Origin of the sequence: Nocardia sp. NPDC052001 (genome assembly GCF_040680615.1) — a bacterium.
GTDB lineage: Bacteria > Actinomycetota > Actinomycetes > Mycobacteriales > Mycobacteriaceae > Nocardia.
The window spans coordinates 18,202-30,338 of sequence record NZ_JBFAXC010000025.1; the positions used below are offsets into that span (position 1 = coordinate 18,202).

A 12,137-nucleotide genomic window follows, 5' to 3' on the forward strand; every position below is an offset into this window, starting at 1 on the left:
GCCCCAGATCCCCTGGTCAGAACAAAATTTCGAAATGTGCTGCACGCCACTGCGTGCGGCGGCCAGGCAAGGCCGCAATGCCACAAAACGGGAGTTCTTGACGCCTACCGCCACGCTCGTTCGGGTGAGTGCTGTCGGAATTCGCGCATATCTGTCTCTAAAACGATCGTTTTCGGGAACCATCACCGAAAATCACCTCTCCCAGGTAGGATGAGTCTCGAAAGTCGTTCTTGTAATCAATAGTTCAAAAACGGTTGCACTTGGTAAGGGGACTCATCATGCGACGTGCGCAACTGCACCAACTCATCACCGGACTCGTCGAACGCACTTGGACCGGCGACAACGCCGATGTGGCCCGAGCCGTTCTGAACGACGAGGCCTTCGGCGCCCTGTGCTACCGCCTGTCCGAGATCGGCACCGCCGAGGACATCGAGCGGGCATGGACGGAACTGATCGGCACGATCGACGACGGCACCCTCGACTTCCTCGCCGAACGAGCCGACAACCCCGCCGCGTGGCTCGCCCGCCGCACCCAGGATTGACCCGACCGCACCGACTTCAGGAGAAACAATGTCGAGACTGATGGCGGTATCGCTGACCGAGCCCCAGGTCCGCGACCGGTCCAAGACGGTCACGCGCCGGACGGGCTGGCGGAATCTGCGTGCGGGGCAGCGGATCACCCTGTGCCGCAAGGTGATGGGCCGCCGCCGGCGCGATGGTTCGGTGGAGCCACTGGTACGCATCACGGACGTGGAGATCCTTGAGGTGACCCCCGAACGCCTGGCGGATATCACCCGCGATGAGGTTGTGGCCGAGGGATTTCCGGAGATGAACCCGCAGGAGTTCGTGGAATTCTTCTGCCGTACTCACCGCGGGTGCACCCCGGACAGCACGGTGACCAGGATTCAGTGGCGTTACCTGGTGCCGGACGGGCAGGAGCAACTGTGGTGACCTACGACCACGAGGGTCAGCGTCGGCATCGAATCGGTGAGCTCATGTGTGAGCGCCATCGGGCAATGTGCGCCGTGTACTGGCCCCAGACCGGGCTCGCCACCGAGGTCATCGAGTCCTGCACCGACTGCCGGGCGGTGGCCAAGCAGGTGACCGAGGGCGAGTTCTTCGGTATGAGCGTCCCGGATTGGGGCGCAACGGAGTTCGGGCGTGAGCACGACGGGTTCCACGAAGCAGGTCACACCGTGGCCGCTGTGATGGGCGCGATCCCGATTCGGAGCGTGCGTCTGGGCTCGTTCGTCGGATCCGTCAACGTCACCGGCGGCATCGGCACGGCATCGGCCGCCGGTGCGGTGGATATCGGCAACGGGCGATACGAGGCCGAGGACTTCGCCGCGTTCGTGTGGGGTGGGATGCGCGCGACCCGCAAATGGCTGCTCGATCAAGGAATCGACGATCCGGTGGACTTGATCGACAGTGCGTTCAAAGGCGCGCACGACGTGGCGGCATTGGAGCACCATCTCGGACCGCACGGGCTGGCGATCGAGACCGGCCGCGAGCGCGCCGACGAACTCATGACCCGACATTGGCCCGCGGTACAGGCCGTGGCCGGCGCACTCCTGCGCGAGCAAGTCCTGTCCGGCGCCGCGCTCGCGCGCCTGCTGGAACCACTGTTGCCGATCCCCGTGAAGGTCGCCGACCCGATCACCCCTGAGAACGAGGAGGCAGTTCTGTGACCCGCTATGGGTACGCGAGGGTTTCGACCCGCGATCAGTCCACCGATCACCAGGTCGACGCGCTGCGCGCGGCCGGGGTCGCCGATGAGCACATGTTCATCGAGAAGATCTCGGGCAAGCTGGCCTCGCGTCCGCGCCTGGACGAGCTGCTGGGCCTGCTCGAATCCGGGGACCAGGTGGTGGTGACCCGGTTGCGGCGCATAGGACGCTCGCACGCGCACCTGCTGGAGCTGGTGCGCAAGTTCGGTGACGAGGGCGTGGACTTCATCGTCTTGGAACAGGGCATCGACACCTCGACTCCCGGCGGGCGCCTGATCTTCCACTTCCTGGCCGCGCTCGCCGAATACGACCGCGAGCTGATTGTGGAGGGCACCCTCGACGGACTGGCTGCGGCCAAGGCACGCGGGCGGGTCGGTGGCCGCCCGAGTGTGGTGTCCCAGGCCCAGCTCGATGCGGCCCAGCGCATGTACGACGAGGACACCCACACCATCGACGAGATCGCCGCGATGTTCGGGATCGGACGCTCCACCCTGTACCGCAAGCTCGCCAAGGTCGACACCGATTGCGCGCTGCTGGTCTACCGCAACAGCAAGACCAAGGTCGACCCGGACGGGAACCGCCGCTACGGCGAAACCCACGCGAGCGAGAAGGTGCAGCTCGATGCCGACCGCAAGTGGTGGCCTGTTGCCGATGTTCGCCGAGGGCACCTCAAGGCCATCGTCTACATCGTCGACGGTGTGGTCACACGAGTGCGCGCAGTCGATCCCGAGGGCACCTGGCACACCGACGACCGCGGGTACTGCGATGTGCCCGTCACCGCACCGCTGTCGGAACTGGAAGTCGCGCGGACCCTGCCCACGTTGCCCGTGCAGCTCGGAGAGCACCGATCCCATGTCAAGGGCAAGCTCCGTGAATACATTTCACTGTGAGACCGGCACACAACATGAAACGGCTGTAGAGGACTTCGGCATGTACCTGGACACGGACGGCATCGTCGAAGTCCCCGAGGGCGTCACCGAGCTGAGCGACTTCTTCCACACGAACCCTCATCACGGCAAGACCTACACCGAGATGACTCGTGAGATCAGGGAAGTCGCCACCGAGACCCGCAGACGACGCGTCAACCACAACGACTGTGACGACCAGTGGTGGCGAGATCACTTCCTGCGGGCGGCCCGCGCCGAGGTCAACTAGCGCGCTGGGACACGGTGTTGCCCGGGGCAGACCTGAGTTCTCCTCGGGTGCCCTGGGTGTGGGTGAGTTGCTGCAGGACGGACCGGTTCGGCGGGTGCTTTTGAGGGCTGTTGTCCCTGGTAACAAGGTCGGCCGTGCCAAGACGGTAGTGCCCGCGGCGAGGGTGCTTTCGGTGCCACTTGTGGCGGCCGAAAAACCGGATACCGGGCCAGTTCGAGGTGGGGTTGAGTTGCTGCACGGCGGTGCAGATTCGAACGGGACTTTCGGCGATGTACGCCCTGCTGGGGAGGGGTGGTGCTGTCGCAACGTAGTCCCGTTCGACAGATGTGCGTACGAATGGGACTTTCCCCACGCGCTCGCAGCCTCGGCGATGGGCTTCAGAAAAGCCGCTCCGAGGAAGGCGGCGAGGCAGGCCGCGGACGTTCGCGCAGTGCCTTCTGCACCTCGGCACCGATGACATTCAGGATTGCGTCGATCTCGTCCTGGATCACCCCGGCGCGCTCCTCCAGCTCGATGCATTCGGGCTCGGTGATGGTCTCGGTGTCGAGCTTCTCGTAGATGAGAGAGAGCGCGGACCGCAGTTCCTCGAGCCTGTTGCCTTCCGCCACGAGCTCACCTTACGTCCCTCGACACCCTCATTTTCGTGTCGAAAACCGGAACCGAATCGGTCAGAAAATGATCAGCAGCGCGAAGAAAACGAGCAGGGCGAGCATGGGCCAGAGCACCCAGCGGAACGGGATCCACGGCTCCCCGGCGGGTGAGATCACGCCATCTTTTTCGAGCTGGCGGAGGTGACGCAGGGTGCGCAGCTCGGCATCGGTGTAGTACCGCCGCTGCCGCGGCGGCGCGGGGCGGGGGAAGGGGCAGTACGGGGTGTTGTGCCAACCCATCATGCAGTTGGTGCAGATATACCGAAACTCATCCACTGCCATGCCCTCCCCTGCGATCCATCCCCTGCCAATGGTGCAGCCCATTGCACCTCAGCGCACCGACAATCCGTGCCCTCCGGCCACTTAGCGCCAGGTCAACGACAGAGCACTAAATCGGGATACACCTCTTGCACCCACGTGGTGATAACGGGGAATTACGTCCGGCGATAATCGGCTACGCTCCTGGCATGGAGGCCAAGCAGTGCCCACGATGCGGCCAGAGCATGGAGTCCACGACCGGTCGGCGCGGTCGTCCTGCGGTGTGGTGCTCGGCGCGCTGCCGCCGCCTGGCCTCCGAAGAACTGCGTGCCGCTCGCGCCGGCGGGCGCGCGATCGAAGTGCACGAGGAGATCCGCGAGCGGACCATCGAACGCAGCCGCCCGCTCACCCCGGACGGCGCGATCGAACGAGTGCTGTCCGAGGACGCCGCCACCGAGAAACTGCTGCGGGTTCTGGCCCATCGGATGCGCCAGGACCCGACACAGAACTCACGGCAGGAATGGCAAGAGCAACCGATGAAGCGAGCCATCCATGATCTGTGGCAGGCGTACCACGGCGCGGGCGGCCCGATCCCGGAAGTGGCCATGCCCGAACTCGAACCCAAGACGACAACCGCGACCGCCGACGCGCACCGCGCCGCGGTCGCTCTGGTCCTGAGTTCGCCACGCAGTACCCGCGAAGTCTTGGCCACCCTCGGCGACTGGGCCGCCAACGGAACACTCGCCCGCGGCGAGCACGCGGGCACGGTGAAGACCGCCAAGGTGCTGCTCGACACCCTGGCGAAATTCCGGCTGCTGCCGCGCCGCTGAACCGGGGCACACCGATTCGGAGGCAAACCAGCGGAGCTGGTGCGGCAGCACCTTCGCATGCGACCACTTCGCCAACCGCAGCGTTTCGAGACAGCGCTACCGACCGAGTCCTTGCCCTCGATCGGGGCCGCGTCCGTGATCCGGTGGTTGGTACGGCAGGTCCGTGCCAAGGCCGGGGGTGGGAGGCTGGCGCGTCGGGTCTGTGGTGGGTGTCTTGTTCTGGGTACGGATCCGGAGCTCGCGCTCACGCTGGGCGGGAGTGAGCTTGCCCCGGCGCGCGTGTTCGGCTTCCACGCCGGCCAAATCATGTTGCAGATCCCGCAGCGAGGAGACGTCCGCCTCGATCCCCCGCTGATCCCTGCCCCGGGCCGCGGTGAGCCGCCGAAGCTGCTGCTGTTCCTGCGCCTCGTGGAGGGTGTTGTTCCACTGATGGACTGACACCCCGGTCGCCCTGGCCGCCGCTTTCGCGGCGGCCTGCGCAGCGGTGACAACAGGGGTGAGGTCGTCGAGCTTCTCGCTTGCCTCGGCGAGCTGGGCTTGCAGCTTCTTGCGCGCCATCATCTTGTGGCGCCCGGTGGCTTCGAGTTCCTGGGTGAGCCGAGCGCATTGCGTATCGAGTCGGCGCTGCTCCGCAGCGAGCTCCTCGGCATCGATGCGGGCCTGCTGCGCGGCCGGGATCTTCTCGGCCTGCGCACTCAGCTCGGCGTTGTCGGCCAGGACCTGCCGTGTGTGAGCGCCACCGCTGGTACGGCGGTCCTCGATATCAGCGGTCAGCAACGCCACTTCGGTGCGCCGGTGCGCCAGCTCGGCGTCCAAGAGTTCATCGGTCCAACCGCGCGGCTTGATGTCGTGAGAGACGAATCCGGCGCGGGCCGCGTCGAGCGCGCGCCGCTGCGACTTCTCCGCGTCGGACAGTTCGCTGTAGTACTTGCGCCGCGACTGATCGGCCGTCGGCGGGGTCGGCGGGGTGAGCGGTCCGCTCGCGGCGGCGAGGATCTTGTCCACATGTTCGGAGTCCTCCTGCCGCATCTGCGCCAGCCGCTCCCGATTCGAGGGCGGGCGCAGTGGCGTACCCCAGCGGGTGGTGGCGCTGTCGGGAGTGGTGCTCCCGCTCTGCGGTGAGGCGGGCTGCTGTTCGGCCGCGAGTCGTTCGAGTCGCCAGACCAGCACCGCCGCAGGATCATCGGCCGAACCCAGTTCCCGCGCCGCGAACACCTCCGCCAGCTGCTGCGCGGCATCGCGCCCGGATACCTCGATGGCGGCCAGGTGCTCGCGCAGCGCGGGCCACGCCTCGGCCTCGGTGATCCCCGGAACCAACGCCTCGGCAGCGTCAGCGAGCGCGGCCAGCCGCTCCTGGGAGAGCTGACTGCTCGCCTGCTCGTCAACGCTGGTGAGCTCTCCGAGGACCTTGCGGGTGCGACGTCCGACAGCTGCGGTGAACACATCGGCGGCGTCGCGGTCCCACTGGTCGCGGCGATCCTGAAGCTCGCCTTCCCAGCTCTCGCGGACCGGATCCAGATGCGCGCGGGTCATATGCTCGACCGCCGTGGCGCGCGCGAGTTCCCCGCGGGCCCGGTGTGCTCGCGCGACCGCTACCGCGATGGCGATAGCGGCCAACAGCAGCAACAGCATCAACGCCAGCAGCAGCACCGCGATGGAGGCCGCATCCTCACCCTGCGCACCTCGCGAGGCGTGGCTACGGGGGCGAGATCCGGTGGGGTGCGCGAGCAGCAGCTGCGCCAGGTCCCCGAAGGCGTTCGGGTGTGTACCGCGCGGGGGCTGCCATCGGTCCGTCGCACGCCGCACCTGTGCCGAGCGCGTCAGCTCGGTCGCCGCTGCCGCGAACGCGCCTGGAGTATCGCCTTCGAGAGCTTCGGACCAGGCCGCGAAAACGCCGGCGGCCTGTCCCGCCATCCACGCCCACTGGGCGCGGTCCCCGTGCGGGATCTGCGCCAGCCGCTCACGCCACTGCTCGGTTTCGGCCGCCGCCCGCTTCCACGCGTCGATCCCTTCACCGCGGGCTGCCTGCCCGGGCTTGCTGGTTTCGCCGGTGCGGTTCATCCATGCCCCGAGCGCGGCCTGACGGCCTTCGGGGCTGTCGTCCCACTGCTGCTCGCGTAGTGCGTTCAGGTTTAGATCCCCGGCGAGTTTCCCGCCGCCGACCCATGGCCCGACCTCTTCACCGTCGCGACGCAGGCGCACCGAGTAGCCGGTCACCTCCGCCCGCCCGCCCGTGGCATAACGGGGGTAGATCGCTATCCCGGCTTCGCGCAGGCCGTGCACGAACTCGACTTCGGACTCGGCGGAGGTTGCGATCGCGCGCACCGCGCGCCGCAGTCGTTCCCGTTCGGTCTCACCGGTTCCGGTGCGGGCGCGTTCGACTTCGGGGCGGGAGTTCCCGGACAGGCCACCGCCTTCATGCCGTGAGGCGAGGACTTTCAGGCCGAACTCACGTTCCAGCTCGCCCGCGACTTCCTGGGCGCGCTTCCAGTCGCCTTTGGCTTTGCCTTGCCCGTAGTCGAAGGTCGACACCTTCGATCCGTCCTCGCGTACCAACGATGCGGCGATGTGGATGTGGTCCTGGCCCTCGCCCTCCTCTCCGGAATGCCCGTGTCGCACTGCCGCCCAGCGTGCTTGGGCGCGCTTGCCGTCCGGGGTTCCGGTGAAGCCCATGCGGTCCATGAACTCGTTCACGACCTCCGACCACTTCGCGTCGGACAGCTCCTCTCCCGGCATCAGGGACAGAACCGCGTGCCATACCGGGGCATCGCGCATCTGAGATTTCTCGCCTTTGCCCGCGGGCTCGACGACGTCCAGGCCGAGCTCGCGCGCGCCCACTCCGGCCATGACCGGTTTGGCCTTCATCCGCACTTGGGTGCCGTACAGGTTGCGCGGGATGTCGATCTCGTGCGCGACCGCGAGGGCTACTTCGCGCGCGGCGTCCTTGTCGCCGGGTCCGTCGAAATGCTCCAGCCATTGCGCGCGCATCACCGTCGGCGAGCCCGCGATGATGTGCCGGTCTCGATGTTCGTTGTGATCGCCATCGCCCAACAGGTAGACCATCAAGCCGCCGATTTTCGCCCCGCGCTTGAGCTTCGGGATCATCGCGCCCGCCCCGAAGGCGGTGGCGAACTCATCGCCGGACCACTTGCTGTGCGAGCTCCTCGATCCGCTCGGCGCGCTCGCGCAACTCCGCTGAGGTCTCCCGCAGCTCCTCGTTCGTCTCCAGAATGTCCTCGGCCACCATCCCGGTGACGTTCGCCGCGTGCGCGAGCTGGTTCAAGTTGCCGCACGCCTTCGCCAACTGCTCCAGGCGTATCGCGTCCATCGCACCCGTCGCCGAGATCAGCTCTCCCCGCAACGCCACCCGCTTGGGCCACGGCAACCACGGCCCGTTGTCCTTCGGCGACGCGACCGGATTGATCGCCGCCTGCACCAGGAACCACGGCACCGTCATCCCCGCATCGTCCGCGGCTTCGCGCACCTTCGCGAACTCCTCCTCCGACAGCACCACCTCGACCGTGTGCTTGGGGCCATCGATGTTCGGCCGGCGCCGACGGCGACGAGCCCGCGCGATGTCCTGAGAACGACGCGCACCACCCGCTGACGACTCCTTCGCGACCATCGCGACCACCTTCCGCTCGTCGGAAAAACAGGCCCAGCGCAGCGACCACCCGTCCTCGGGTGGACCCTCGCCCCTGCGAGGGAATCACACTTACCAGGGGTAAGTGTTAACTTGCTCCGTCTGGGACATAGATATGAGTGTACGGGAGTTGATCAGTAGTTGGGTTTGGAGACGTGACCTCATATGAGAGATATGGAATTGAGTTTTGTAGGTGAGTGGCAGTGAGGTTGTGGTGATGTGGCAGAGCGGTTTTCGATGGGCCGATGCGCTTGCGAAGCAGCGCGAGATGCCAGGAGGACCGCTGCCGCACCTCCTTCGGAGGCTTGCCACTTATTTTCGGAGTGGTCGGTTTGTGCTGCGGTCGTAACGTTTGGGTATGGGTGACCATTCAGAAGCTGCTGACGAGTTCGCAGCGCAAGCGAAGAAAGCACTGACGGAGCTGCTGGAGCTGACGCAGGCTCGAGCCGATGGCGCGGAGCCCTCGGCCTTGGCAAGGGCCGTCGGCGGCGATTCGTCTCAAACCGATGTTCTGTGGATTCGCCTGCAAGCCCTGCAAGCGCAGGCGCAGATCCACGCGACGCTCGCGCTGGCGGACAACGTCTTCCGCAACGGCGGGGGCCTGTAGATCCCGAACGCACGACAGCCCCGGCGGATACGACCCGCCGGGGCTGTCGCGCACTTGCGTCCGAGTGCGCTCAGTCGACCGAGCGCGGGCCGGACACCGCGACCGCGGCGTCGATCGCCCGGCCGACAGTGGAGTGCGGCAGACCGACAGTGTCGCCGATTGCGTTGGTCGTCATGCCCTGCGACTTGGCGAGGTAGATCTTCGCCAGCACCTCGACCGGCTGCTTGGACTTACGCCGATCGTGCACCGCGCGCGCGAGCCGTGTGGACTCCACTGGTGTGAGTTCGCGCGCGAAAGGACCGCTTCCGGCCGTGTCGCGCGCGATCGTTGTCGCGCGCGACACGGGATCGGTCGCGCGCGCGAGCGCACCGTCCACCGAAGTCTCGCGCGCGATCGGCGCATGGGTCGCGCGCGAGGAACGGGGAGCGGTTTCGCGCGTCGCGCGCGGCGGCTGCGGCGCGCGAACCAACGCGACAACCGGAGTCAGGTCGCGCGCGATGGCCTCCTGCTCTTCGCGCGCGAGGGGTGCGGCCTCCTCCTCGCGATCGGCGAGCGACTCGGACTCGGTTCCCAGCTCAGTGGGGCTGTGCGCGGCGCGCGACAGATGCCCCTGCCGCCGTTGCACCTGGATCTGCGCCAGCTCGTTGTCGAGCTGCTCCGCGCGCGACCGGGCGGCCTCTACTGCGTCCTCTTCGCGCGCGGGGTCCTCCTCGCGCGCGACAGATGACACGTCTTCGCTCGCGCGCGACGCGATGAATTCCGCGCGCGGAGTCTCGGACTCTTCGCGCGCGAGCGACGCGCGAGCGACACCTTCGCGCGCGACATCGTTCACGGTTTCCATCGCGCGCGCGACGATCGGTTCGCGCGCGCGCGACGGTGTGATGGCGGTGTCCTGCGCGCGCGACTCGGACTCGTCGAACTCGCGCTCGAAGTCCGCGAGCACCACCTCATCGGCGCGCGGGTCGATGCCGCGCTCTGGCGCCGGCGGTTGCGCCGCGATGGTGCGCGCGCGATCGAGCAGGGCGGCCAGTCGCTCGGTGGTGTCGTCCTCGGACGTGATTTCCAGCGAGGCCTGCGCGATCGCCGCGCCCATGCGCTTGGCGACGGCCTGGTGCGCGAACAAGGCGACGCCCATCATGACCGGGGCGACCGAGTGCACGGCGACGCTGGACCAGTCCTGCGGAGAGCGCAGATACGGGTAGGTGTTGAGCAGGATCGAACCGAGCAGCAGCGCGGCCTCGGTCCACTGGATCGCCTTCTCCCCCTCGGTGATCTTCCACCGCGCCACCGCCGACCCGGAGACCATGAACACGACCAGCACCGTGGAGATCAGCGCTTCGAGCAGGTAGCTCATCCAGAACAGCGGCTCGCTCGGCCCACCGGGGGCGAGGTTGTGCTGCACATTGGCCGCCGAGTACAGCATCGCCCCGGCCACGACACCGGCCAGTGCGCGCCCGGACCACTTCTTGATGCGGTACAGCTGGGCCAGCTGCGCGTGCGGGCTCGACTCGCGGCGCTGATCGGCCAGTGCGCGCCGCGACATCAGCAGGTCACGGGCCTCGGTCTGCACGATTTCGGTCGTGGTCTTATGCACCTCGACCGCGGTCGCCTCGGCGGTCGTCAGTTCGGCGAGCTTCTGGGTACGGCGGTGCTCGCGTTCACGCTCGGCCAGCTCGCGCTCGGCGTGAAGTTCACGCTCGGACAACGCCTCACGCAGCGCGGGATCGTCCTGGTAGGCGAGCCGGTCCCTGCCGGTCGCCACCCGGTCGGGCAGATCCGCGGTCAGCAGCGGGTCATTGCCACCGCGATCCTGTTTGGTGCGGTCGGGGTTGGGTTTGCGACGGAACATCAGCTGTCCCCCTTCTTGGTGGTGAGCTGGGCTTCGAGCCGGGTGACGGTCTTCTCCGAGGCGGCCAGCGCCCGCTCCAACGACTGCACCTGGGTCTCGGCGGCGGCCTGGACACGGGCGATAGCGGCGGAATGGTCGACCCGGTCGCGATCACGTTCAGCGCGAGCGTGATCGCGTTCCTGCGCGAGTTCTTTGCGCAGCCCGGCGATTTGGTCGCGGTCCTCGCGGGCACGAGTCTTCGCCTCAGTGGCGGACTCGACGAGCTGAGTGCGCAGCCGCTCGGCCTCAGCGAGAGCATCCTCGCGCGCCTGCACCGCCGCCGCCAGCTCATTCTCGGCGCGCCGCTGCCCGGACAGCGCGGCATCTCGCACATCGTGTGCGGCCGTGATCTGCACTGCCGCAGCACGTTCGGTCTCAGCGACCCGCTCCTCGGCCGCAGTATGGGCGGCGGCGAGCTCGTCGGCGGCCTCACGGCGCACGGTCGCGATCTGCTGCGCCGCATCGGTTCGGGCCTGCTCAGCGGCCTTCTTCTCCCGCTCGGCGACGGCGGTGGCCTGCGCCGCTTGTTCCAGGGCTTCGCCGACCTTGACCTCGCGATCGGCGAGGGCGTCCTCGGCCGCGCCTTCGGCGAAGGCCTTGTCCTCCAGAGCGCGGGCCAGCTCGCGGCGTGCGGTCGACGCCTCGGCCTCGGCCTCGTCGGCGCGGGAGTTCGCGGCGGCGATCTCGGCGTCAGCGTCGCGGCGGGCGGCGGCCACCTCCGCGACGGCGGCGTCCGGATCTCCGGCGGTCGTCACGACCTGCATAGCGGTGGCGAGGATGTCTTCGAGCTGGGTGCGGTGCGCGGTGGTGACCATTTCCCACTGGGCCAGCAGCTCGGCCAGGGAGGCCTTCGCGGAGGTGACCGGGCGGCCCGCGGGCTTGCGGCGCGTGATGGCTCCCCCGCCGGCGGCTTCGAGGGCCTCCTCCTTGAGGGTGCGGCGGCGTTGGAACGCCGTAGGCCGGTCATGCATGCGCAGGGTGCCGTCCGGGTCGACGTGTGCCTGTCCGCAGTAGTCCGCGGGGCGGCCCCGGCCCGCCACCGGGGGTAGCGGATGCCCGGAGACCCCGTATTCGCCCGTCTCGACGTCGTAGCCGACCGGGAATTGACAAACGCGCAGCTCAGCCGCGCCGGAACCGGCGGCGCCGGAGGTGTCGTGCTGTTCATTCATACCCCGATTCTACCCTAATACGTTAACGTTTCATCGTTAAAATGGATATGTAATACGTATTAATGAAAACGAAAATTGGCGGCCGGACGGACTCGCCTACGCGCGTACGCGTGCACGCGCGAGGCGCGAGGCCGGGCGGCTGCCGGGGTGCGTGTCCACTCGCGCTGTCCTCAGGGTTTGTGCCATCGTGACCGGGGGAATGGCCGCCTC

General features: G+C 67.6%; 13 protein-coding genes. 7 read left to right on the forward strand and 6 right to left on the reverse strand.

The annotated features are described in order from the left end of the window. Positions 1 to 278 precede the first annotated feature (278 nt). Genes AB0L82_RS43170 through AB0L82_RS43190 form a run of 5 tightly spaced genes read left to right on the forward strand, consistent with a single transcriptional unit; the run spans position 279 to position 2,882 of the window. The gene (locus tag AB0L82_RS43170; protein ID WP_364651326.1) at positions 279 to 542 is read left to right on the forward strand and encodes a hypothetical protein; all 264 of its coding nucleotides are present in this window, start codon (positions 279 to 281) and stop codon (positions 540 to 542) included. Between the two features lie 28 nt (positions 543 to 570). Further along, positions 571 to 951, forward strand: coding sequence for a hypothetical protein (locus tag AB0L82_RS43175; RefSeq protein WP_364651329.1), 381 nt, complete (start codon positions 571 to 573; stop codon positions 949 to 951). Continuing rightward, entirely contained in the window at positions 945 to 1,688 is a 744-nt protein-coding gene (locus AB0L82_RS43180; RefSeq protein ID WP_364651332.1) for a hypothetical protein, read from the forward strand. The genes AB0L82_RS43175 and AB0L82_RS43180 overlap by 7 nt, the downstream gene beginning before the upstream one ends. Continuing rightward, entirely contained in the window at positions 1,685 to 2,617 is a 933-nt protein-coding gene (locus tag AB0L82_RS43185) for a recombinase family protein (RefSeq protein WP_364651335.1), read from the forward strand. The genes AB0L82_RS43180 and AB0L82_RS43185 overlap by 4 nt, the downstream gene beginning before the upstream one ends. A gap of 40 nt (positions 2,618 to 2,657) precedes the next feature. Further along, on the forward strand, positions 2,658 to 2,882 hold the full coding sequence (locus tag AB0L82_RS43190) for a hypothetical protein (protein WP_364651338.1): 225 nt from the start codon (positions 2,658 to 2,660) through the stop codon (positions 2,880 to 2,882). 377 nt (positions 2,883 to 3,259) lie between these two features. Here AB0L82_RS43190 and AB0L82_RS43195 read toward each other — a convergent pair whose 3' ends face one another. Together AB0L82_RS43195 and AB0L82_RS43200 are read right to left on the reverse strand one after the other, a co-directional pair. Beyond that, positions 3,260 to 3,490 (reverse strand): hypothetical protein, encoded by a 231-nt coding sequence (locus AB0L82_RS43195; protein ID WP_364651341.1) that lies wholly within the window; start codon positions 3,488 to 3,490, stop codon positions 3,260 to 3,262. 60 nt (positions 3,491 to 3,550) lie between these two features. Next, positions 3,551 to 3,814 (reverse strand): hypothetical protein, encoded by a 264-nt coding sequence (locus AB0L82_RS43200; protein WP_364651344.1) that lies wholly within the window; start codon positions 3,812 to 3,814, stop codon positions 3,551 to 3,553. Between the two features lie 185 nt (positions 3,815 to 3,999). On the opposite strand from AB0L82_RS43200, the gene AB0L82_RS43205 reads away from it, so the two are divergent. Beyond that, complete coding sequence (locus AB0L82_RS43205) at positions 4,000 to 4,620, forward strand: hypothetical protein (protein WP_364651347.1); 621 nt, start codon at positions 4,000 to 4,002, stop codon at positions 4,618 to 4,620. A gap of 96 nt (positions 4,621 to 4,716) precedes the next feature. Here the strand turns inward: AB0L82_RS43205 and AB0L82_RS43210 are convergent, their stop codons facing one another. Together AB0L82_RS43210 and AB0L82_RS43215 are read right to left on the reverse strand one after the other, a co-directional pair. After that, on the reverse strand, positions 4,717 to 7,725 hold the full coding sequence (locus AB0L82_RS43210; RefSeq protein WP_364651350.1) for a hypothetical protein: 3,009 nt from the start codon (positions 7,723 to 7,725) through the stop codon (positions 4,717 to 4,719). 28 nt (positions 7,726 to 7,753) lie between these two features. Next, complete coding sequence (locus AB0L82_RS43215; RefSeq protein ID WP_364651353.1) at positions 7,754 to 8,245, reverse strand: MobC family plasmid mobilization relaxosome protein; 492 nt, start codon at positions 8,243 to 8,245, stop codon at positions 7,754 to 7,756. A 376-nt stretch (positions 8,246 to 8,621) separates the two neighbouring features. Here AB0L82_RS43215 and AB0L82_RS43220 point away from each other — a divergent pair, with 376 nt between their 5' ends. Next, the gene (locus AB0L82_RS43220) at positions 8,622 to 8,870 is read left to right on the forward strand and encodes a hypothetical protein (RefSeq protein WP_364651356.1); all 249 of its coding nucleotides are present in this window, start codon (positions 8,622 to 8,624) and stop codon (positions 8,868 to 8,870) included. Between the two features lie 70 nt (positions 8,871 to 8,940). Here AB0L82_RS43220 and AB0L82_RS43225 read toward each other — a convergent pair whose 3' ends face one another. Together AB0L82_RS43225 and AB0L82_RS43230 are read right to left on the reverse strand one after the other, a co-directional pair. Further along, on the reverse strand, positions 8,941 to 10,719 hold the full coding sequence (locus AB0L82_RS43225) for a hypothetical protein (protein WP_364651359.1): 1,779 nt from the start codon (positions 10,717 to 10,719) through the stop codon (positions 8,941 to 8,943). Continuing rightward, the gene (locus tag AB0L82_RS43230; protein WP_364651363.1) at positions 10,719 to 11,927 is read right to left on the reverse strand and encodes a hypothetical protein; all 1,209 of its coding nucleotides are present in this window, start codon (positions 11,925 to 11,927) and stop codon (positions 10,719 to 10,721) included. The genes AB0L82_RS43225 and AB0L82_RS43230 overlap by 1 nt, the downstream gene beginning before the upstream one ends. Between the last annotated feature and the right edge of the window lie 210 nt (positions 11,928 to 12,137).

What these genes read in the sequence shown, in the direction of transcription:
- AB0L82_RS43170 (WP_364651326.1), top strand. Translation starts at nt 279, where the DNA reads ATGCGACGTGCGCAACTGCACCAACTCATCACCGGACTCGTCGAACGC.
- AB0L82_RS43175 (WP_364651329.1), top strand. Translation starts at nt 571, where the DNA reads ATGTCGAGACTGATGGCGGTATCGCTGACCGAGCCCCAGGTCCGCGAC.
- AB0L82_RS43190 (WP_364651338.1), top strand. Translation starts at nt 2,658, where the DNA reads ATGTACCTGGACACGGACGGCATCGTCGAAGTCCCCGAGGGCGTCACC.
- AB0L82_RS43200 (WP_364651344.1), bottom strand. Translation starts at nt 3,814, where the DNA reads ATGGCAGTGGATGAGTTTCGGTATATCTGCACCAACTGCATGATGGGT.
- AB0L82_RS43205 (WP_364651347.1), top strand. Translation starts at nt 4,000, where the DNA reads ATGGAGGCCAAGCAGTGCCCACGATGCGGCCAGAGCATGGAGTCCACG.
- AB0L82_RS43210 (WP_364651350.1), bottom strand. Translation starts at nt 7,725, where the DNA reads ATGATCCCGAAGCTCAAGCGCGGGGCGAAAATCGGCGGCTTGATGGTC.
- AB0L82_RS43215 (WP_364651353.1), bottom strand. Translation starts at nt 8,245, where the DNA reads ATGGTCGCGAAGGAGTCGTCAGCGGGTGGTGCGCGTCGTTCTCAGGAC.
- AB0L82_RS43220 (WP_364651356.1), top strand. Translation starts at nt 8,622, where the DNA reads ATGGGTGACCATTCAGAAGCTGCTGACGAGTTCGCAGCGCAAGCGAAG.
- AB0L82_RS43225 (WP_364651359.1), bottom strand. Translation starts at nt 10,719, where the DNA reads ATGTTCCGTCGCAAACCCAACCCCGACCGCACCAAACAGGATCGCGGT.
- AB0L82_RS43230 (WP_364651363.1), bottom strand. Translation starts at nt 11,927, where the DNA reads ATGAATGAACAGCACGACACCTCCGGCGCCGCCGGTTCCGGCGCGGCT.